The organism is Actinacidiphila glaucinigra (assembly GCF_035918135.1).
Classification (GTDB): Bacteria; Actinomycetota; Actinomycetes; order Streptomycetales; family Streptomycetaceae; genus Actinacidiphila; species Actinacidiphila glaucinigra.
In genome coordinates this window covers 2,783,042-2,802,628 of the sequence record NZ_CP109144.1, presented here as the reverse complement: position 1 = coordinate 2,802,628, position 19,587 = coordinate 2,783,042, and the positions used below count along the sequence as shown (strand labels likewise).

Genomic DNA, 19,587 nt, shown 5'->3' with positions numbered 1-19,587 from the left:
TCATGAACACTTCCGTACGCAACTCCGCCCGGCTGGTCTGGAGCGCCCTGCGCGCCCTGCTGGTGCTGACCGTCGTGCTCGGCGTCGTCTACCCGCTCGCCGTGTGGGGGGTGGCCCAGACGGCCTTCCGCGGCCAGGCCGACGGCTCCGAGGTGAGGGCCGGCGGCAAGATCGTCGGCTCGGCGTTGATCGGCCAGAACTTCACCACCGGCAAGGACTTCGCCCCGGACCCCAAGTGGTTCCAGCCGCGCCCCTCGGCCGCCGACGCGGGCGCCGGAGCGGGGCCGTACGACCCGACCCACACCGGCGCCTCCAACCTGGCGGTCACCGGCAAGCCCCTCACCGACCTGGTGAAGGAGCGCAAGAAGGAGGTCGCCGCCTTCAACCACGTCCCGGAGTCCGAGGTCCCCGCCGACGCGGTCCAGGCGTCCGGATCCGGCCTGGACCCGGACATCTCCCCGGCGTACGCGGACATCCAGACCGCACGCGTCGCCAAGGCCAACGGGCTGAGCACCGCCCAGGTCGCCCGGCTGGTCGTGGAGCACACGGACGGACGGCAGTTCGGCATCCTCGGCGAGCCGACCGTCAACGTCCTGGAACTCAACATCGCGCTGAGGCAACTGGCCGGCTGACCCGCCGCCGGAGCTCCGCCCGGTGCCCGCGACGAGCCCTGCCCCCTCCAGGACCTCCGTGCGCCGCCGCGGGGGCCCCGGGACGGGCCGCGTCAGGAAGGCGTCAAGCACGGGGGGCTCGCCGTCAGGGGACCGCCAACGGAGGGCTCGGGACGGGGCCGGCGGGGAGAGAGTGGAGGCACGGAGGGAGGCCTGCGCAGGCCGCTCGGCGGTGCGGAGGGGGCGGCGGAATGGCGCACACCGTCACCGCAGCGGCGGCAGGTGCCACCCCGGTCCGGATCCGGACGGCGGTGGGGATCCGGGCCAGGGAGACGGCACCGCGTTTCCGCGAAGGCCTCCCTTCCGTGGGGGATCGCCGGGCCGGCCGCGTCGCGCGTTGACGGTGTCGCTGCGCGGCCGCCCCGGCGCCCCTGGCGCTCGGCGACGGCCGGCATCAGCACCGCGCGGAACCCGGCGCTCGGCGACATGGACGCAGGTCGCCGACCGGCTTCCGCCCCCGCAGCGGCGACGCCGCCCGGATGCCTGACCGGCGCCGTACCCGGGCCGCGGGAGACCCCGCTGCCGCTCCGCGAGCGATCCGGTCGGCGCCCGTCGCCCGGCCCCTCGACGCCTGCCGCGCCGATCCCGAGGACCCGCGCCCCACCGGCGTCGCCGCCGGGGGCAGGAGGCGGTCGGCCCGGCCGGGGCATCGGCGGGAAGGGCGTCAAGGACGCGTCAACGTGTTCCCCCGAGGAACATCACGCCCGATTTGTCCACTGCTGGGACCATAGGATTCTTAGTGTCGGACGCGCCCGGAAGGGGCACGCCACGAGGCGGAACGTGGAGCCATGGCACGCGGGACTTTGCGGATGTACCTGGGGGCGGCCCCGGGAGTGGGCAAGACCTACGCGATGCTCTCCGAGGCCCACCGGCGCATGGAGCGCGGCACCGACGTCGTCGTCGCCTTCGTCGAGCACCACGACCGCGCCCGCACCGAGGTCATGCTGCACGGCCTGGAGGCCGTGCGGCGCAAGGAGATCGAGTACCGGGACACCGTCTTCACCGAGATGGACGTCGACGCGGTGCTCGCGCGCCGGCCCGAGGTCGCCCTCGTCGACGAGATGGCACACACCAACATCCCCGGCAGCCGCAACGAGAAGCGCTGGCAGGACATCGAGGAACTGCTCCAGGCCGGTATCAACGTCATATCGACGGTGAACATCCAGCACCTGGAGTCGCTCGGCGACGTCGTCGAGTCGATCACCGGCGTGCGCCAGCGCGAGACCGTGCCCGACGAGGCGGTCCGGCGGGCCGACCAGATCGAACTGGTCGACATGTCGCCGCAGGCGCTGCGCCGCCGTATGGCGCACGGCAACATCTACGCCTCCGACAAGGTCGACGCGGCCCTGTCCAACTACTTCCGGCCCGGCAACCTCACCGCGCTGCGCGAGCTCGCCCTGCTGTGGGTGGCCGACCGGGCCGACGAATACCTGCGGCAGTACCGCACCGACCACCGGATCTCCGCCACCTGGCAGGCCCGTGAGCGCATCGTGGTCGGCCTCACCGGTGGCCCCGAGGGGCGGACGCTGATACGGCGCGCCGCACGGATGGCCGCCAAGGGCGCGGGCGGGGAGATCCTCGCCGTCCACATCGCGCGCAGCGACGGCCTGACGGCCGGCTCGCCGAAGGAACTCGCCGTCCAGCGGACCCTCGTCGAGGACCTCGGGGGCTCCTTCCACCACGTCGTCGGCGACGACGTCCCCGGCGCCCTGCTGGACTTCGCCCGCGGCGTCAACGCCACCCAGGTCGTGCTCGGCACCAGCCGCCGGCCCGCGTGGCAGTACGTCTTCGGGCCGGGCGTCGGCGCGACCGTGGCCCGCGAGTCCGGGCCCGACCTCGACGTGCACATCGTCACCCACGAGCACGCCGCCAAGGGCCGTGGACTGCCCGTGGCGCGCGGCGCCCAGCTCGGCCGCTCGCGGGTGATCGCCGGCTGGCTGACCGGGGTGCTCGGCCCCGTGCTGCTCTGCCTGTTGCTCACCCAGCTGCACCCGGCCCTGGGCATCGCCACCGACATGCTGCTGTTCATGACCCTGACGGTCGCTGCGGCCCTCGCAGGCGGTCTCTACCCGGCACTGGTCTCGGCGGTCGGCGGTTCGCTGATGCTGAACTACTTCTTCGCCCCGCCCCTGCACACCTTTTCGATCGCCCAGCCCGAGAACCTGATCGCCATCGTGATCTTCGTGGTGGTCGGCGTCGCGGTGGCCTCCGTGGTGGACCTGGCGGCGCGCCGCACCCACCAGGCCGCCAGACTCCAGTCCGAGGCCGAGATCCTGTCGTACCTGGCCGGCAGCGTGCTGCGCGGCGAACACTCCCTCGACGCCCTGCTGGAGCGGGTCCGGGAGACCTTCGGCATGGAGGCCGTGTCACTGCTGGAGCGGGCCGGCGAGCACGACGCGTGGACCTGCGCCGCCGGCGTCGGCAGCCGGCAGTGCCTGCGGCCCGAGGACGCGGACGTGGAGGTGCCGGTCAGCGACAACCTCTCCCTCGCCCTCGTCGGCCGGGTGCTGCCCGCCTCCGACCGCCGGGTGCTCTCCGCCTTCGCGGCCCAGGCCGCCGGCGTCCTGGACCGGCAGCGGCTGGAGGACGAGGCCGCCAGGGCCCACAAGCTCGCCGAGGGCAACCGCATCCGCACCGCCCTGCTCGCCGCCGTCTCGCACGACCTGCGCACCCCCCTCGCCGCCATCAAGGCGGCCGTCAGCTCGCTGCGCTCCGACGACGTCGCCTGGTCCGAGGAGGACGAGGCCGAGCTGCTGGAGGGCATCGAGGAGGGCGCGGACCGGCTCGACAACCTGGTCGGCAACCTCCTCGACATGTCGCGCCTGCAGACCGGCACCGTCACCCCGCTGATCCGCGAGGTGGACCTCGACGAGGTCGTCCCCAAGGCCCTGCGCGGCGTCCCCGAGGGCAGCGTCGCCCTGGACGTCCCCGAGACCCTCCCCATGGTCTCCGTCGACCCCGGCCTCCTGGAGCGCAGCGTCGCCAACATCGTCGAGAACGCCGTCAAGTACAGCCCGGCCGGCACCCAGGTGCTGGTCGCCGCGAGCGCCCTCGGCGGCCACGTCGACCTGCGCGTCGTCGACCGCGGGCCCGGCGTCCCCGACGCCGCCAAGGAACGGATCTTCGAGCCGTTCCAGCGGTACGGCGACGCCCCCCGCGGCAACGGCGTGGGCCTCGGCCTCGCGGTGGCCCGCGGCTTCGCCGACGCCATGGGCGCCACCCTGCAGCCCGAGGACACCCCGGGAGGCGGCCTGACGATGGTGCTCACCCTCCCGGCCGCGCCCGGCAGCATCCCCGCCGCCCCGGACCTCCCGGCCGAGGCGACGACCTGACCGTGCCCGCACCGCACCCCCGCTCCACCCCCCCACTCACCGTGAAGGAAAGGCAGGCTCCATGAACCGGGTGCTCGTGGTCGACGACGAGCCGCAGATCGTGCGCGCTCTCGTGATCAACCTGCGGGCCCGCAAGTACGAGGTCGACGCCGCCCACGACGGCGCGACCGCGCTGCAGCTCGCCGCCGCCCGTCACCCCGACGTCATCGTGCTCGACCTCGGCCTGCCCGACATGGACGGCGTCGAGGTGATCCGGGGACTGCGCGGCTGGACCCGGGTGCCGATCATCGTGCTCTCCGCCCGCCAGGCCTCCGACGAGAAGGTCGAGGCCCTCGACGCGGGCGCCGACGACTACGTCACCAAGCCCTTCGGCATGGACGAGCTGCTGGCGCGGCTGCGCGCCGCCGTGCGCCGCGCCACGCCCGGCGGCCCCGAGGACGGCGCCGCGACCGTGGAGACCGAGTCCTTCACCGTCGACCTGGCGGCCAAGAAGGTCAACCGCGACGGCGCCGACGTCCGGCTCACCCCCACCGAGTGGCACCTGCTGGAGGTCCTGGTCCGCAACACCGGCCGCCTGGTCAGCCAGAAGCAGCTGCTCCAGGAGGTCTGGGGGCCGTCCTACGGCACCGAGAGCAACTACCTGCGGGTCTACATGGCCCAGTTGCGGCGCAAGCTCGAGACGGACCCCGCGCATCCACGGCACTTCATCACCGAGCCGGGTATGGGCTACCGCTTCGAGACGTGATCGGTGAACCGTTCGCCCGGGCCCGGTACCCTTCGAAGTATGAGTGGTACCACCCGTTCGGACCGGCCGGCCGGCCGCTTCCGCAGGATGCTCGACCGACTGTCCAGTTCCCAGGAGGAACTGCACTCCGACGAGCTGCGGCAGGACACCGCGGACGTCGGGTGCACCCGGATCTGCGACTGTGCCGACCGCGACATAGTGACCGTGACCGGTACACTACGCGCTGTCACTCTGCGGCCGCGGGCCGGCGTGCCCGCCCTGGAGGCCGAGCTGTTCGACGGTTCCGCACCGCTGGACGTGGTGTGGCTGGGCCGGCGCAGCATCGTCGGCATCGAGCCGGGCCGAAGGATCATCGCGTCGGGGCGGATCGCCATGAACCGCGGCCGTCCGGTGCTGTTCAATCCCAAGTACGAGTTGCGTCCGGTCGGACAGGAGTAGTTGGTGGCGTCGATCGACAAGCGGACCGGGGCACAGCCCACGACCGGGCCCGAGCAGGGTCCGGAGCACGACGCGGCCGCCTCGAAGGCGGCCGCCGACCACGCCCTCCTGGAGGCCTTCGGCGGCGTCTGGGGCATGATCGACACGACGGTGCCCGGGCTCGTGTTCGTCCTGATCTACACGATCAACCGGGACATCCACACCGCGGCCATCGCCGCGCTGGGCCTCTCCCTGGTGCTGGCACTGGCCCGCCTGGTGCGCAGGCAGACCCTCAAGCACGCCTTCAGCGGCGTCTTCGGCGTGGCCTTCGGCGCGGTGTTCGCGATGATGTCCGGCGACGCGAAGAACTTCTACCTGCCGGGCATGCTCTACACCCTCGGGCTCGCGGTCGCCTACGTGATCTCCGCGCTGGCGAAGTACCCGCTGATCGGGCTGCTGCTCGGCCCGATCCTCAAGGAGAACCTGTCCTGGCGGACGCGGAACCCGGGCCGGCTCGTCGCGTACACCAAGGCCACCTGGGCCTGGGGCATCATCCTGCTCGTCAAGTCGGCGATCCTCTTCCCGCTCTACTTCTGGGGGAACGCCACCCAGCTCGGCTGGGTCAAGGTCGCCCTCGGCATCCCGCCGTTCCTGCTCTGCGTCTACCTGACCTGGATCTTCCTGGCCAAGGCGCCGCCGCCGATCGACGTGATCGCGGAGATGGAGGAGGCCGAGCGCGCCGAGAAGGCCGAGCGCGCCGCCAGGGAGTCCGCCAACAACTGACCCGGCGCCCCGCGCCGGCGGTGAACGCACGAGGGGCGGCCGGAACCCACGGGTTCCGGCCGCCCCTCGTCGTACGTCCCGCGGAGTGCTACGCCCCGGCCTCGTCGTTGCGCACCGAGAGCAGGTCCTCCAGCTGCTCCTCGCGGTGCGGGGCCGCGACGAACAGCAGCTCATCGCCCGCCTCGAGCGCGTCGTCCTTGGAGGGGGTCAGCACACGGTGGCCGCGGATGATCGTCACCAGCGAGGTGTCCTCCGGCCAGGCGACCTCGCCGACCCGGGTGCCCACCAGCGCGGCCTCCTCCGGGAGAGTCAGCTCGACCAGGTTCGCGTCGCCCTGGCTGAAGCGCATCAGCCGGACGAGGTCGCCGACGCTCACCGCCTCCTCCACCAGCGCCGACATCAGGCGCGGGGTGGAGACGGCCACGTCCACGCCCCACGCCTCGTTGAACAGCCACTCGTTCTTGGGGTTGTTCACCCGGGCGACGACCCGCGGAACGCCGTACTCCGTCTTGGCGAGCAGCGAGACGACCAGATTGACCTTGTCGTCACCCGTGGCGGCGATCACCACGTTGCAGCGCTGCAACGCGGCCTCGTCCAAGGACGTGATCTCGCAGGCGTCGGCCAGCAGCCACTCCGCCTGGGGGACCCGCTCCACCGAGATCGAGGTCGGGTTCTTGTCGATCAGCAGGACCTCGTGGCCGTTCTCCAGCAGCTCGCCCGCGATGGAGCGGCCGACCGCCCCGGCCCCGGCAATGGCGACCCTCATCGGTGCGCCTCCTCAGGGCCCTTCGCGAACGCGGCCTCGACCTGTTCGACCTCGCCCGTGCGCATCATCACGTGCACCAGGTCGCCTTCCTGCAGGACCGTCTCCGAGGTGGGGAGCATGGCCTCGCCCAGCCGGGTGAGGAACGCCACGCGCACCCCCGTCTCCTCCTGGAGTCTGCTGATCTTGTGCCCCACCCAGGCGGTGTCCGTGTGCACCTCGGCGAGCTGCACACCCCCGCTCGGGTCGCGCCACAGCGGCTCCGCGCCGGACGGCAGCAGACGGCGCAGCATCTGGTCGGCCGTCCAGCGGACGGTGGCGACGGTGGGGATGCCAAGACGCTGGTACACCTCCGCACGCCGGGGGTCGTAGATCCGGGCGGCGACGTTCTCGATCCCGAACATCTCCCGGGCGACCCGGGCCGCGATGATGTTGGAATTGTCACCACTGCTGACGGCCGCGAACGCGCCCGCCTCCTCGATGCCGGCCTCGCGCAGCGTGTCCTGGTCGAACCCGACCCCGGTCACGCGGCGTCCGCTGAACCCGGAGCCCAGGCGGCGGAACGCCGTCGGGTCCTGGTCGACCACGGCCACTGTATGACCTTGCTGCTCAAGGGAGTGCGCGAGAGTGGAACCCACTCGCCCACACCCCATAATCACGACGTGCACGACCGTCCTTCCGGCTGCCAACAATTCCGGCCGATCCCCCTCAGGGTCTCAGACCGCGCCCAAAGCTACACACGCACGTAACCCCTCGATAGGTGGGCGGGGGATCGGAAATCTTGACGATCCTCTAACATCGCGGGGTGTCCAAACTGACCGACCTTCCGAAACGGATCCTGATCGGGCGGGCGCTCCGCAGCGACAGGCTCGGAGAGACGCTCCTCCCCAAGAGGCTGGCGCTCCCCGTCTTCGCCTCCGACCCGCTGTCCTCCGTGGCGTACGCGCCCGGAGAGGTGCTTCTCGTCCTGTCGATCGCGGGAGTGTCGGCCTACCACTTCAGCCCCTGGATCGCGGTCGCGGTCGTCGTGCTGATGTTCACCGTTGTCGCCTCGTACCGGCAGAACGTGCACGCCTACCCCTCCGGCGGAGGCGACTACGAGGTCGCGACGACCAACCTCGGCCCGCGCGCCGGGCTCACCGTGGCCAGCGCCCTGCTGGTCGACTACGTCCTCACCGTGGCCGTGTCGGTCGCCTCCGGCGTGGAGAACCTGGGCTCGGCCGTGCCGTTCTTCGTCGAGCACAAGGTGCTGGGCGCCATCGGCATGATCGTCCTGCTCATGCTGATGAACCTGCGCGGCGTGCGCGAGTCGGGCACGATCTTCGCCATCCCCACCTACGCCTTCGTCTTCGGCGTCTTCTGCATGCTGGCCTGGGGGATCTTCCGGATCGCGATGGGCGACGAGATGCACGCGCCGACCGCGGGCTACACCATCAAGGCCGAGCACACCGGACTCGCGAGCTTCGCGCTCGTCTTCCTCCTGCTGCGGGCCTTCTCCTCCGGGTGTGCCGCGCTCACCGGCGTCGAGGCGATCAGCAACGGTGTTCCCGCCTTCCGCAAGCCGAAGTCCAAGAACGCGGCGACGACCCTGGCGCTGATGGGCGTCCTGGCCGTCACCATGTTCTGCGGCATCATCGCGCTCGCCCTCAACACCAATGTGCGCATGGCCGAGAACCCGGCCGCCGACCTGCTGGTGAACGGCAAACCGGTCGGCGCCGGCTACACCCAGGACCCAGTGATCGCCCAGGTCGCCTCCGCGGTCTTCGGCGACGGGTCGATCCCGTTCATCTTCCTTGCCGGTGCCACCGCGCTGGTGCTGTTCCTGGCCGCCAACACCGCGTACAACGGCTTCCCGGTGCTCGGCTCGATCCTCGCCCAGGACCGCTACCTGCCGCGCCAGCTGCACACCCGCGGCGACCGGCTCGCCTTCAGCAACGGCATCGTGCTGCTCGCCGCCTTCGCCTGCGTGCTGGTCTACATCTACGGTGCCGACTCGACCCGGCTGATCCAGCTGTACATCGTCGGCGTCTTCGTCTCCTTCACCCTCAGCCAGATCGGCATGGTCCGGCACTGGAACCGGCACCTGGCCACCGAGACCGACCCCGCCGCGCGCCGCCGCATGATCCGCGCGCGGGCGATCAACACCTTCGGCGCCTTCTTCACCGGGCTCGTGCTCGTCGTCGTCCTGCTCACCAAGTTCACGCACGGCGCCTGGGTCGCCGTCCTGGGCATGGTCGTCTTCTACGGCGTGATGACGGCCATCCGGCGCCACTACGACCGCGTCTCCAGCGAGCTCGCGGCCGCCGAGGAGCGCAGCGAGGAGGAGGTCAAGCCCTCCCGCGTGCACTCCATCGTCCTGGTCTCCAAGGTGCACAAGCCCACGCTGCGGGCCCTGTCGTACGCCAGGCTCTTCCGGTCGGACACGCTGGAGGCGCTCAGCATCAACGTGGACCCGGCCGACACCAAGGCCCTGCAGGCCGAGTGGCACCGGCGCGGCATCGACGTACCGCTGAAGGTGCTGGACTCGCCGTACCGCGAGATCACCCGGCCGATCATCGACTACGTCAAGAGCCTGCGCCGCAGCAGCCCGCGCGACGTCGTGTCGATCTTCATCCCGGAGTACGTGGTCGGGCACTGGTACGAGCACCTGCTGCACAACCAGAGCGCGCTGCGGCTCAAGGGCCGGCTGCTGTTCACCCCCGGCGTCATGGTCACCTCCGTGCCCTGGCAGCTGGAGTCCTCGGAGCGTGCCAAGCTGCGGGCCCGCAAGGGCGCCGAGTGGAACGCGCCGGGCTCCGTGCGGCGCGGCGAGGTGGGGCCGGCCAAGCGGCGCCGGGAGCCCAGCGGGCGGGTGTGAACCGGGGACGGCGACGGGCCGTAGACTGGTCAGCTGCTCGTTCTTCGCCGTCCCCGTTCCCCTCGTGAACCAGGAGCCCGTCCTGCCATGCAGCACCGTTCGAAGGCCCCCGAGGCCGACGCCCTCGTCGGCGAGCGCTACGAGGTCGAGGTCGGCCCGGTCGCGCACGGCGGCCACTGCATCGCGCGGACGGTCCTGCCGGGCCACGACCGCCCGCAGGTGATCTTCGTCCGGCACGCGCTGCCCGGTGAGCGGGTCGTCGCCGAGATCACCGAGGGCGGCCCGGACTCGCGCTTCCTGCGTGCCGACGCCGTGGAGGTCCTCGAGGCCTCCCCGGACCGCGTCGAGGCACCCTGCCCGTTCTCCGGCCCCGGCAAGTGCGGCGGCTGCGACTGGCAGCACGCCGCCCCCGGCGCGCAGCGGCGGCTCAAGGTGCAGGTGATCACCGAGCAGTTGGAGCGCCTCGCCCACCTCACCCCCGAGGAGGCCGGCTGGGACGGCACCGTCGAACCCGCTCCCGGCGACAAGGTCGCCAAGGGCGAGGTCCCGGCCTGGCGCACCCGCGTCCAGTACGCCGTCGACGCCGAGGGCCACGCGGGCCTGCGCCGCCACCGCTCGCACGAGGTCGAGCGCGTCGACCGCTGCCTGATCGCCGCCCCCGGCGTCTCCGAGCTGGGCGTCGAATCCCGTGACTGGTCCGGTATCGCCTCGGTCGAGGCCATCGCCGCCACCGGCTCCTCCGACCGCCAGGTGATCCTCACCCCCCGCCCCGGTGCCCGGCTGCCCATCGTGGAGCTCGACCGTCCCGTCTCCGTCCTGCGCGTCGACGAGCAGGGCGGCATCCACCGCGTGCACGGCCGCGGCTTTGTGCGCGAGCGGGCGATCGACCGCACCTGGCGCGTCGGTTCCGGCGGCTTCTGGCAGGTCCACCCCATGGCCGCCGGGCTCCTCGTCGAGGCCGTCATGCAGGGACTCATGCCGCGCAAGGGCGAGACCGCGCTCGACCTCTACTGCGGCGTGGGCCTGTTCGCGGGCGCCCTGGCCGAGAGGGTCGGCGAGACCGGCGCCGTCCTCGGCATCGAGTCCGGCAAGCGAGCCGTGGAGGACGCCCGGCACAACCTGGGCGACTTCGACCGCGTCCGCATCGAGCAGGGCAAGGTCGAGTCCGCGCTGCCCCGCACCGGGATCACCGAGGCCGACCTCGTCGTCCTCGACCCGCCCCGCACCGGCGCCGGCCGCGCCACCGTGGAGCACGTCGCCTCCCTCGGCCCCCGCCGCATCGCCTACGTCGCCTGCGACCCCGCCGCCCTCGCCCGCGACCTCGGCTACTTCGCCGCGGCCGGGTACGCCCCGCGGCGGTTGCGCGCGTTCGACCTCTTCCCGATGACGCACCACGTGGAGTGCGTGGCGATCCTGGAGCCGGCGACGAAGGAGGGCTGACTTGGGGTCAAGTCACCGGCACGACACGGCCTAGAGAAACGCCGTGATCACCACGACCGAGACGAGCGCGCCGGCGGCGGAGCGGCCGAGCCACACCGGCCACGTCCCGTCGCCTCCCGTGCAGAAGGTCACCAGGTCGGCTCCGGTCGCCTCGTCGACGGCACGTATGTGGCCGTCGCCGATGGACTCGCACGCTCCGTCGTCCTGATCCCTGTAGTAGCGCCCGGCCTTCGCCGACAGCGTCTCCCAGGCCGCGGCGTCCGCGAAGGCGCCGGCCGCCCCGTCGGTGCCGAAGCCGTAGGCGTGGCCGTCGAGGAGCAGGCGGGGATCGTCGCCCTCGCTCAGCGCCAACTCCCAGGCGACGGCGGGCTCGTCCCGGATCAGAAGGCGCACGGCGGGCTCGTCGGTGACCGGGAACCGCTCCCCCTCGTACTCGCCCTCGCCGACGACCACGGCGGTCTCCAGCGCGTACTCGCCGGGGGGTATGCGCTCGGCGAGTTCCCGGGGTCTGTCCTCGAGAGCGTCCGAGACGGACAGACGCCCGGACGGGATCCGCACCATGGCGACGCGCCGCGGTTCGGCCGTCTCCGTCGTGTCCCAGGGCCTCATGGGGAAGGGGTTCCCCGGTCGGAAGAGGTCGTCGACCGGCAGTTCCATGCGCATGGGCTTCGGTGGACGCCACAACGACGCGGGCTCCTCGCCCCCGGTGGACGCCGGCTCCCCGGCTGTGGCGGCACCGGGCTCGGGCCCGTCCGGCGGCCGGGGCGCGTCGGCCGCGCGAACCCCGTACCCGGACCGGTTGTGCCACCGCCGTTGCTCCGGCACGTCGGCCAGGGTGTGGAACGACCCTCCGTTCCGGCCCCGTTCGTACAGCATCTGCCTGCCTCTGCCCCCGGGGAGGAGTTCCACCGTGAGCTGCCACGCGTCGGGCGCCAGGTCCGGCTGCTCCGGTGAGGCGTAGCGTCGTTCCACGTACCGCCGCAGGAACAGGCGGTCGTCCTCCAGAAGCCGGAGGTCGATCTCGTGGGTCCGCCGGCCCAGCTCGTCGTGGACCCACTTCCCGACGAAGAGGTCACGCCAGGCGACGAGGTGCACCTCAGCGGGGACCTCGCGCCCGGGGACCCGGTGCAGCACCGCATAGGGGTCCCCGGCTGTGTCCCGTTCCTCCGCCTCCGCCCGCGTCAGCGGTCCGAACGCACGGCGCGCGTCGGCGTCCCAACCCACGGCGTAGGAAACCGTCGCCATGTCCTTGCCCATGTCCCGCCCCTCCGGCGCGGTTTCCGCCACCCGAGGGTGAACCGCAGTGAGTGGACCACTTTTGGCAGAGCGTAATCGCCGCCTGTGACAGTGGCCTTGGCGGTCACGTCGTCGGACGTACGGACGCCGGCGGCGCGGTAGGATCCCGCATGGCGTGATGGAAGTCAGCGCCTGTGCAGCACCGTGCGGACCGGGTCTGCGTGCCCTCGCCGCCGGTTCGGTCGCGCGTGCGAGCACTGCCCCGCCGGGTGCGCCCGCTCTCGGGATCTCCGGAGTGCGTTCTTCCGGCAGTGCGCCACCGGCCGGCGTCGACCCGCACTGCCCGCACGAGCCCCGCCGGTCCGTTGCCGACCGGTACGCAGGCTCCTCTTCTGGAGACGACGTGAAGATCCTCCCCGAGATTTCCCGCACGCTCAGCGAGTACCTCCTCATCCCGGGCCTGACCACGGAAGACTGCACGCCGGACAACGTGGACCTCGGGGCGCCCCTGGTGCGTCACCGGGTCGGCGAGCAGCCGGGAATCCGGGTCGCCACCCCCATGGTGAGCGCCATCATGCAGGCGGTGTCGTCACCGGCGCTGGCGGTGGCGCTGGCGCAGGTCGGCGGATTGTCGTTCATCCACCAGAACCAGCAGATCGAGGACCAGGCCGCGGACGTGCTGGCGGTGAAGCGGCACAAGGCCGGTTTCCGGACCGGCGACGTCACCGTCGCGCCGGGGACGCCCCTCGGGGAGGTCGCCCGGCTGCTGGCGGACACCGAGCACGGCGTCGCCGTGGTGACGGAGAACGGGGAGGCGGACGGCGAGTTCGCGGGGATCATCAGCCTCGACGACTTCCACCTGGAGCGTCACGGAGCCTCCGAACCCACCGGCAACCGGATGCGGGGCCGGAACGGACTGGTGACCGCGCCGGCCTCCGTCTCGCTGTCCGAGGCGAACGAGCTGATCTGGCAGCACCACCTGGACGTCCTGCCGGTGGTCGACGGCGGCCGGGTCGCCTCCCTGGTCCTCAAGAGCGACTACCAGGCCCACAAGACCTACCACCGCGCGAGCGTGGACGCCGGGAAACGTCTGCGGGTGGGCGCCGGCATCAATTCCCGTGACTTCAAGGACCGCATTCCCGCGCTGGTGGAAGCCGGTGCGGACGTGCTGTGCCTGGACTCCTCCGACGGCTATTCCGTGTACCAGGCGAAGACCCTCGAATTCGCCCGGGAGACGTACGGCGAGGACGTTTTCGTCGGTGCGGGGAACGTCGTCGACGGCCGTGCCTTCCGCTACCTGGCCGACGCGGGCGCGGCGTTCGTGAAGGTCGGGATCGGCGGCGGGGCCATCTGCACCACCCGGGAGCAGAAGGGCATCGGCCGAGGGCAGGCCTCGGCGCTGCTCGACGTCGTCCAGGCGCGCGATGCCCACGCCCTGGAGACCGGGGTGTACGTGCCGCTGTGCTGCGACGGAGGTCTGCTGAGCGACTCGCACATGGCGATGGCGCTGGCGATGGGCGCCGACTTCATCATGCTCGGCCGCTACTTCGCCCGGCTGGACGAGAGCCCCTCGCGGAAGCTCCAGATCGGCGGCCAGTGGTACAAGGAGTACTGGGGCGAGGGCTCCCGGCGCGCGCAGAACGAGGCCCGGTACGGCCAGCGCGGCCGGATGGTCTTCGAAGAGGGCGTCGACGGCTATGTGCCCTACGCCGGCAGCCTGTACGACAACGTGGAGCGCACCCGGGCCAAGATCACCTCGACGATGATCAGCTGCGGCTCGACGAACCTCCGGGACTTCCACCGCGACGCGGTGCTCGTTCCGGTGTCCGCGGAGTCCTTCAAGCAGACCGGAGCCGAGGTGCAGCTTCGCCGCCCTGCCGTCGACTCCGGGGAGTGATCCGGCCGGAGCGGGGCCGCGGCCCGGCGTGCTCCCGCTGTTCGTGCGCTCCACCGGCCGCGGCGGAGCCGGTGCGCGATCCGGCGGCACCGCCCGGCGCCCTCCGCGCGCCGGAGCGGACCCCGGGGCCGCGATGCAGCACTTCCTGCGCGTGCTGATCGCGGCCGGCCGTCCGCTCACCCAGCCGCTCCGGCACCGCCTGCCGGTGGTTCGGGAAGGCCTCCCGGCGGCGTCCGCGGGGCTGGCATGAAGGTCTGAACGGTGCTTCACTTGTTGCTATGGCCTACCGGAAGACGTCCGCGGTGCACGACCGCCTGGCCGCCGCCAGGGAGCAGCTGGTGGCGGCCGCCACGGCCGTCGTCGCCGAGGTGGGCTGGGCGAACGCGTCCGTCACCGCGGTGGCGGCCGCGGCCGGCATGTCCGTGGGCACGGTGTACCAGCACTTCCCGTCCAAGGGCGCGCTCGCGGTCGAGGTGTTCCGACGGGCCTCGGGCCGCGAGGCCGAGGTGCTCGGCGAGGTGCTGCGCGACGGCGGCGGTGACCCGGTGCAGCGGCTGACCCTGGGGGTCACCGTCTTCGCCCGCCGCGCCATGGAGAACCGCGGGCTGGCCCATGCCCTGCTCGCTGCGCCCGCGGAACCGGCCGTGGGCGCGGAACGGCTGGAATTCCGGCGCCGCTACCGCGCCGTCTTCGCCGAGGTGATCCGCGAGGGGATCGCCGCCGGGCTGCTGCCCGCGCAGGACCCCGAGGTCACCGCGGCGGCGCTGACCGGGGCCATCGGCGAGGTCCTGGTGGACCCGCTGTCCGCCCCCGCCGAGGGCGCGGCCGCCGAGCACCTCGTCTCCGAACTGGTGGCGATGTCCCTGCGCTGCGCGGGCGCCGCGCCCGCGCTCTGACTCCCCACGACCACGAAGGGCCCGACTGCCATGACCGCGATCGCAGATGCCGCGCCGCGCAGCAACCCCGCCGCGCGCACGCACGAGGTGACCAACCAGGCCCCGCCGCTGGTCGGCCACGACGTCGCCGACGACGTCGTGCTGCTGGAGGGTGTGCGGCGCGAGGGCGCCGGGTGGTACGCCGACGACCTGCACCGCCTCGGCCGGCTCGCCGGATCGGAACAGGTGCAGCGCTGGGCCGAGGAGGCCAACCGGTACGAACCGGTGCTGCGCACCCACGACCGGTACGGCAACCGCGTGGACGAGGTGGACTTCCACCCCTCCTACCACGCGCTCATGGAGGTCGCCCTCGCCGAGGGCCTCGCCGGGGCGCCCTGGGCCGACGACCGGCCCGGCGCGCACGTGGCACGCGCGGCCGGCTTCATGGTGTGGAGCACCGCCGAGGCCGGCCACGGCTGCCCGGTGTCCATGACCTATGCCGTCGTCCCGGCGCTGCGCGCCGCACCCGACCTGGCGGCGGTGTACGAGCCGCTGCTCACCAGCCGCGTCTACGACCCCGGACTGCGCGCCCCCGCCGGCAAGCGCGGGCTCCTCGCCGGCATGGGGATGACCGAGAAGCAGGGCGGCACCGATGTGCGGGCCAACACCACCACAGCCACCGGGCAGCCGGACGGCACCTGGCGGCTGCGCGGGCACAAGTGGTTCACCAGCGCGCCCATGAACGACCTGTTCCTCGTACTGGCCCAGGCCCCCGCGGGGCTGTCCTGCTTCCTGGTGCCCCGGGTGCTGCCGGACGGCAGCCGCAACACCTTCCGCATCCAGCGGCTCAAGGACAAGCTCGGCAACCGCAGCAACGCCAGCAGCGAGCCGGAGTTCGACGACACGGTGGCCTGGCCGGTCGGTCCCGAGGGCCAGGGCGTACGGACCATCATCGAGATGGTCACCATGACCCGGCTGGACTGCATCCTCGGCTCCGCCTCCGGCACCCGCGCCGCGCTCGCGCAGGCCGCCCACCACGTCCGGCACCGCTCGGTGTTCGGGGCGCGGCTGATCGACCAGCCCCTGATGCGCAACGTCATCGCCGACCTCGGCCTGGAGTCCGAGGCCGCCACCACCCTCGCGCTGCGCGTCGCCGGCGCCGTCGACCGGGCCCGGCGCGGGGACGCGCAGGAGCAGGCGTTCCTGCGGCTGGCCACCGCCGTCGGCAAGTACTGGGTGTGCAAGCGGCAGCCCGCGGCGGTCGCGGAGGCACTGGAATGTCTGGGCGGCAACGGCTATGACGAGGCGTCCGGCATGCCCCGGCTCTACCGCGAGGCGCCGCTGAACGGCATCTGGGAGGGCTCCGGCAACGTCAACGCCCTGGACGTGCTGCGTGCCCTCACCCGTGAGCCGGACTCCCTGGAGGCCTTCCGCGCCGAGGTCGAGGCCGCCGCGGGCGGCGACGCCCGCCTCGACGAGGCCTGGCGCCGGGTGCGCGGCGAACTGGTGCTCACCGAGGACGCCCCGCTGCGGGCGCGCCGGCTGGTCGAGCGCCTGGCGCTGGTGCTGCAGGGCTCGCTGCTCGTGCGCCACGCGCCGGCACCGGTCGCGGACGCCTTCTGCGCCTCCCGTCTGGCCGGAGACCGGGGCCTGGCCTTCGGCACCCTGCCCGCCGGAACGGACCTGGCCGCGGTCATCGAGCGCGTGCCCGGCGCCACGGGCTGACCGGGCCGGAGGTCCGCGGCCGCCCACGGCAGCCGCGGACCCGCTGGGGTCACGCCGTGCCGCTGATGCTCTCGGCCTCGATCACGAACAGCACGCGCACCTGGTCACGGCCGCCGTACCAGGGGTACGGCCCGCCGGTGTACTTGTGCGAGAGCTTCTCGATGTGGTCCTCCGCGCCCTCCGTCGTCACCTCGCGGACGCGCCCGCGGACCTGGAAGTAGCGGGACGGGTCGTCCGGATCGGAGACGGCGACGGCCACCCGCGGGTCCCGCGCGATGTTCCGCGTCTTCACATGGCCGCGGACGCTGTTGACGAGCACGTGCTCGCCGTCGGTGTCGACCCACGTCTGGGTCAGCTGCGGCGAGCCGTCCGGCATGGTGGTCGCCAGGAAGCAGAGGCTCGGGCGGTGCAGGAGGTCGAGCAGGTCGGCGGGTAGTTTCACGATGATCCCTCGGTCGGCTGGGCGCAGCCTACGCTGCCCGCCCGGCGGCCCGGCGGCCCGGCGGCCCGGCGGCCGGTGTTCGGCGCGAGAAATCACGCCCCCGGGGTCACGATGGGTGGCAAGGGCGCTACGCGCCGCAACCCCTCACACACCGGACGGCCATGAACTCCATGCGGGTGGCCCAGGTCGCAGAACCGGGCGGACCATTCGAAATCGTCGAGCGCGCGCTGCCGGAGCCCGGCCCCGGCCACGTCCGGATCGCCGTCGAGGCGTCGGGCGTCTGCCACAGTGACGCCGGCTTCGTGCACAACGCCTTCCCGCGCATCACCTTCCCCCTGGTCGCCGGCCACGAGGTCGCCGGGCGCATCGATGCCCTCGGTGAGGGCGTCCGGCACTGGACGGTGGGCGACCGCGTGGAGGTCGGCTGGTTCGGCGGGCACTGCGGGCACTGCCCGCCCTGCCGCGAGGGCGACTTCATCGACTGCCGGAACCTGCGGGTGCCCGGCTGGGCGTACGAGGGCGGCTACGCCACCCACATGGTCGCCCCGGTCAACGCGCTCGCCCACGTTCCCGACGGGCTGACCGCGGTCGACGCCGCCCCGCTCGGCTGCGCCGGCGTGACCACGTACAACGCCTTCAAGAAGAGCTCCGCCCGGCCCGGGGACCTCGTCGCCGTGATCGGCATCGGCGGCCTCGGGCACCTGGCCGTGCAGTACGCGGCCAAGTTCGGCTTCGAGACGGTCGCCGTCGCGCGCGGCGAGGACAAGCGGGCCCTGGCCATGGAGTTGGGCGCGCACCACTACATCGACAGCTCCGCCGGCGACCCTGCCGAGGAACTGCAGGCCCTCGGCGGGGCCACCGCCGTGCTCGCCACCGCCGCCAACTCGCGGGCCATGGCGGCCGGTGTCGACGGTCTGCGGCCCGGCGGCGAGCTGATCGTCATCGGCATCGACTCCGAACCGCTGCCGATCACCCCGGCGCAGCTGGTCCTGTCCTCGCGGTCGGTCGTCGGCCATCCGTCCGGCACCTCGCGCGACGTCGAGCACACGATGGAGTTCAGCGCGCTCGCCGGGATCCGCCCGATGACCGAGACCGTGCCCCTGGAGGAGGTAAACGAGGCGTTCGGCCGCATGATGTCCGGCGCCGCGCGCTTCCGCATGGTCCTCGTCCCCTGACCCGCGCGGGTGCCGCCGGCCGGGGGTAATCCGGTTGCCCCGGGCCGGCCGGAGTACGCGTTCGACCACTACCGGGAGGTCCGCGGCGAACCACCGGCGCTGCCCGGGTACCGGGGCGCCTGAGCGGTCCGGGGCACCACGCGCGGCGTCCGCGTTGTGGTGCCCCGGGCCATGTCGCGGGCGTCGCACCGCTCCTACCGTCCGGCGCATGACCTTACTCAGAGCCGCACTCCACAGGGGCCGCCCGCGTGCCGCCCTGCTCGCCGTCCTCGTAGCGCTCCTGGCCGCGCTCGTCCCCGTCCGGCCCGCCCACGCCGCCGGAGCGATCGAGGAGGTGACCGGTTTCGGCAGCAACCCGGGCGCGCTGCGGATGTACCGCTACGTCCCCACCGGGCTGCCCCAGGGCCGGCCGGTCGTCGTCGCCCTCCACGGCTGCACCCAGAACGCCCAGGGCTACGGCACCCAGAGCGGCTGGACCGCGCTGGCGGACCGCTGGGGCTTCTCCGTGGTGCTGCCCGGCCAGACCTCGGCCAACAACCTCAGCCAGTGCTTCAACTGGTTCCAGACCGGCGACATCGCGCGGGGTCAGGGCGAAGCCGCCTCCATCCGGCAGATGACCGCCCGCCAGATCGCCGACAGCGGTGCCGATCCGTCGCGGGTGTACGTCACCGGGCTCTCCGCGGGCGGCGCGATGACGGCGGCGATGACGGCGGCCTACCCCGACGTGTACGCCGCGGGCGGCGTGGTCGCCGGGCTGCCGTACGGCTGCGCGCAGGCGGCGGGTTCACCGTACGTGTGCATGTACGTCGGCGCGACGCAGACGCCCGCGCAGTGGGGCGACCGGGTCCGCGGCGCCTTCCCCGGGTACACGGGCCCGTGGCCCCGGCTGACGGTCTTCCAGGGCACCGCCGACTACACGGTCAAGCCCGTCAACATGGACGACCTCGTACGGCAGTGGACGGCCGTCCACGGCACCGACCAGACCGCCGACGCCTCCGACACCGTCGCGGGTTTCCCGCACCGGACGTACAAGGACGCCTCCGGCGCCGCGGTCGTCGAGACCTACAGCCTCACGGGCATGGGCCACGGCCAGCCGGTCGACCCGGGCACCGGGGCGGCCCAGTGCGGCACGGCCGCCGCCTACATGCTCGACGTCAACCTCTGCGCGGCGTACCGGCTCGGGACGGGCTGGGGCCTGGGCTGAGCGGGAGGGGGCGACGCCGGGCGGC

General features: G+C 72.7%; 16 protein-coding genes. 12 read left to right on the top strand and 4 right to left on the bottom strand.

Features of this window, described 5'->3' with window-relative positions:
• Positions 1–2 precede the first annotated feature (2 nt).
• The 5 genes from kdpC to OIE69_RS12230 all read left to right on the top strand — a co-directional run bounded on the left by kdpC (position 3) and on the right by OIE69_RS12230 (position 5,948).
• Positions 3–632 (top strand): potassium-transporting ATPase subunit KdpC, encoded by a 630-nt coding sequence (gene kdpC / locus OIE69_RS12250; RefSeq protein ID WP_326572014.1) that lies wholly within the window; start codon positions 3–5, stop codon positions 630–632.
• A gap of 827 nt (positions 633–1,459) precedes the next feature.
• Positions 1,460–4,003 (top strand): sensor histidine kinase, encoded by a 2,544-nt coding sequence (locus OIE69_RS12245; protein WP_326572013.1) that lies wholly within the window; start codon positions 1,460–1,462, stop codon positions 4,001–4,003.
• 61 nt (positions 4,004–4,064) lie between these two features.
• Positions 4,065–4,748: a response regulator gene (locus tag OIE69_RS12240; protein WP_326572012.1), complete on the top strand. Its 684-nt coding sequence runs from the start codon at positions 4,065–4,067 to the stop codon at positions 4,746–4,748.
• Positions 4,749–4,787: 39 nt separating this feature from the next.
• Positions 4,788–5,186: an OB-fold nucleic acid binding domain-containing protein gene (locus OIE69_RS12235; RefSeq protein WP_326572011.1), complete on the top strand. Its 399-nt coding sequence runs from the start codon at positions 4,788–4,790 to the stop codon at positions 5,184–5,186.
• Between the two features lie 3 nt (positions 5,187–5,189).
• Positions 5,190–5,948 (top strand): DUF3159 domain-containing protein, encoded by a 759-nt coding sequence (locus OIE69_RS12230; RefSeq protein ID WP_326572010.1) that lies wholly within the window; start codon positions 5,190–5,192, stop codon positions 5,946–5,948.
• An 88-nt stretch (positions 5,949–6,036) separates the two neighbouring features.
• On the opposite strand, the gene OIE69_RS12225 is transcribed toward OIE69_RS12230, so the two are convergent.
• Both OIE69_RS12225 and OIE69_RS12220 read right to left on the bottom strand, forming a co-directional pair.
• Positions 6,037–6,714, bottom strand: a complete 678-nt coding sequence (locus OIE69_RS12225; RefSeq protein ID WP_326572009.1) for a potassium channel family protein — start codon at positions 6,712–6,714, stop codon at positions 6,037–6,039.
• Positions 6,711–7,379, bottom strand: coding sequence for a potassium channel family protein (locus OIE69_RS12220; protein ID WP_326572008.1), 669 nt, complete (start codon positions 7,377–7,379; stop codon positions 6,711–6,713). The genes OIE69_RS12225 and OIE69_RS12220 overlap by 4 nt, the downstream gene beginning before the upstream one ends.
• Positions 7,380–7,516: 137 nt before the next feature.
• Between OIE69_RS12220 and OIE69_RS12215 the strand changes: the two genes are divergently transcribed.
• Together OIE69_RS12215 and OIE69_RS12210 are read left to right on the top strand one after the other, a co-directional pair.
• Positions 7,517–9,568, top strand: a complete 2,052-nt coding sequence (locus OIE69_RS12215; protein ID WP_326572007.1) for an APC family permease — start codon at positions 7,517–7,519, stop codon at positions 9,566–9,568.
• Positions 9,569–9,655: 87 nt separating this feature from the next.
• The gene (locus OIE69_RS12210) at positions 9,656–11,008 is read left to right on the top strand and encodes a class I SAM-dependent RNA methyltransferase (RefSeq protein ID WP_326572006.1); all 1,353 of its coding nucleotides are present in this window, start codon (positions 9,656–9,658) and stop codon (positions 11,006–11,008) included.
• A gap of 30 nt (positions 11,009–11,038) precedes the next feature.
• Here the strand turns inward: OIE69_RS12210 and OIE69_RS12205 are convergent, their stop codons facing one another.
• Positions 11,039–12,265, bottom strand: a complete 1,227-nt coding sequence (locus OIE69_RS12205; RefSeq protein ID WP_326572005.1) for a DUF4241 domain-containing protein — start codon at positions 12,263–12,265, stop codon at positions 11,039–11,041.
• A 382-nt stretch (positions 12,266–12,647) separates the two neighbouring features.
• Here OIE69_RS12205 and OIE69_RS12200 point away from each other — a divergent pair, with 382 nt between their 5' ends.
• The 3 genes from OIE69_RS12200 to OIE69_RS12190 all read left to right on the top strand — a co-directional run bounded on the left by OIE69_RS12200 (position 12,648) and on the right by OIE69_RS12190 (position 16,741).
• A complete protein-coding gene (locus OIE69_RS12200; protein WP_326572004.1) occupies positions 12,648–14,141 on the top strand; it encodes an IMP dehydrogenase in 1,494 nt (497 codons plus the stop codon).
• A 278-nt stretch (positions 14,142–14,419) separates the two neighbouring features.
• Positions 14,420–15,037 carry a TetR/AcrR family transcriptional regulator gene (locus OIE69_RS12195; protein WP_326572003.1) on the top strand — a complete coding sequence of 206 codons (618 nt, stop codon included), beginning with the start codon at positions 14,420–14,422 and terminating at the stop codon, positions 15,035–15,037.
• Between the two features lie 30 nt (positions 15,038–15,067).
• The gene (locus OIE69_RS12190) at positions 15,068–16,741 is read left to right on the top strand and encodes an acyl-CoA dehydrogenase family protein (RefSeq protein ID WP_326572002.1); all 1,674 of its coding nucleotides are present in this window, start codon (positions 15,068–15,070) and stop codon (positions 16,739–16,741) included.
• Between the two features lie 49 nt (positions 16,742–16,790).
• Here OIE69_RS12190 and OIE69_RS12185 read toward each other — a convergent pair whose 3' ends face one another.
• Positions 16,791–17,183 (bottom strand): PPOX class F420-dependent oxidoreductase, encoded by a 393-nt coding sequence (locus OIE69_RS12185; RefSeq protein WP_326572001.1) that lies wholly within the window; start codon positions 17,181–17,183, stop codon positions 16,791–16,793.
• 161 nt (positions 17,184–17,344) lie between these two features.
• Between OIE69_RS12185 and OIE69_RS12180 the strand changes: the two genes are divergently transcribed.
• Positions 17,345–18,358 (top strand): alcohol dehydrogenase, encoded by a 1,014-nt coding sequence (locus OIE69_RS12180; protein WP_326572000.1) that lies wholly within the window; start codon positions 17,345–17,347, stop codon positions 18,356–18,358.
• A 208-nt stretch (positions 18,359–18,566) separates the two neighbouring features.
• The gene (locus tag OIE69_RS12175; RefSeq protein ID WP_326571999.1) at positions 18,567–19,562 is read left to right on the top strand and encodes an extracellular catalytic domain type 1 short-chain-length polyhydroxyalkanoate depolymerase; all 996 of its coding nucleotides are present in this window, start codon (positions 18,567–18,569) and stop codon (positions 19,560–19,562) included.
• The last annotated feature ends 25 nt before the right edge of the window (positions 19,563–19,587 follow it).

Coding starts and splice junctions, on each gene's coding strand:
- OIE69_RS12190 (WP_326572002.1), top strand. CDS start 15,068: ATGACCGCGATCGCAGATGCCGCGCCGCGCAGCAACCCCGCCGCGCGC.
- kdpC (WP_326572014.1), top strand. CDS start 3: ATGAACACTTCCGTACGCAACTCCGCCCGGCTGGTCTGGAGCGCCCTG.
- OIE69_RS12235 (WP_326572011.1), top strand. CDS start 4,788: ATGAGTGGTACCACCCGTTCGGACCGGCCGGCCGGCCGCTTCCGCAGG.
- OIE69_RS12225 (WP_326572009.1), bottom strand. CDS start 6,714: ATGAGGGTCGCCATTGCCGGGGCCGGGGCGGTCGGCCGCTCCATCGCG.
- OIE69_RS12175 (WP_326571999.1), top strand. CDS start 18,567: ATGACCTTACTCAGAGCCGCACTCCACAGGGGCCGCCCGCGTGCCGCC.
- OIE69_RS12245 (WP_326572013.1), top strand. CDS start 1,460: ATGGCACGCGGGACTTTGCGGATGTACCTGGGGGCGGCCCCGGGAGTG.
- OIE69_RS12210 (WP_326572006.1), top strand. CDS start 9,656: ATGCAGCACCGTTCGAAGGCCCCCGAGGCCGACGCCCTCGTCGGCGAG.
- OIE69_RS12205 (WP_326572005.1), bottom strand. CDS start 12,265: ATGGGCAAGGACATGGCGACGGTTTCCTACGCCGTGGGTTGGGACGCC.
- OIE69_RS12195 (WP_326572003.1), top strand. CDS start 14,420: ATGGCCTACCGGAAGACGTCCGCGGTGCACGACCGCCTGGCCGCCGCC.
- OIE69_RS12240 (WP_326572012.1), top strand. CDS start 4,065: ATGAACCGGGTGCTCGTGGTCGACGACGAGCCGCAGATCGTGCGCGCT.
- OIE69_RS12180 (WP_326572000.1), top strand. CDS start 17,345: ATGAACTCCATGCGGGTGGCCCAGGTCGCAGAACCGGGCGGACCATTC.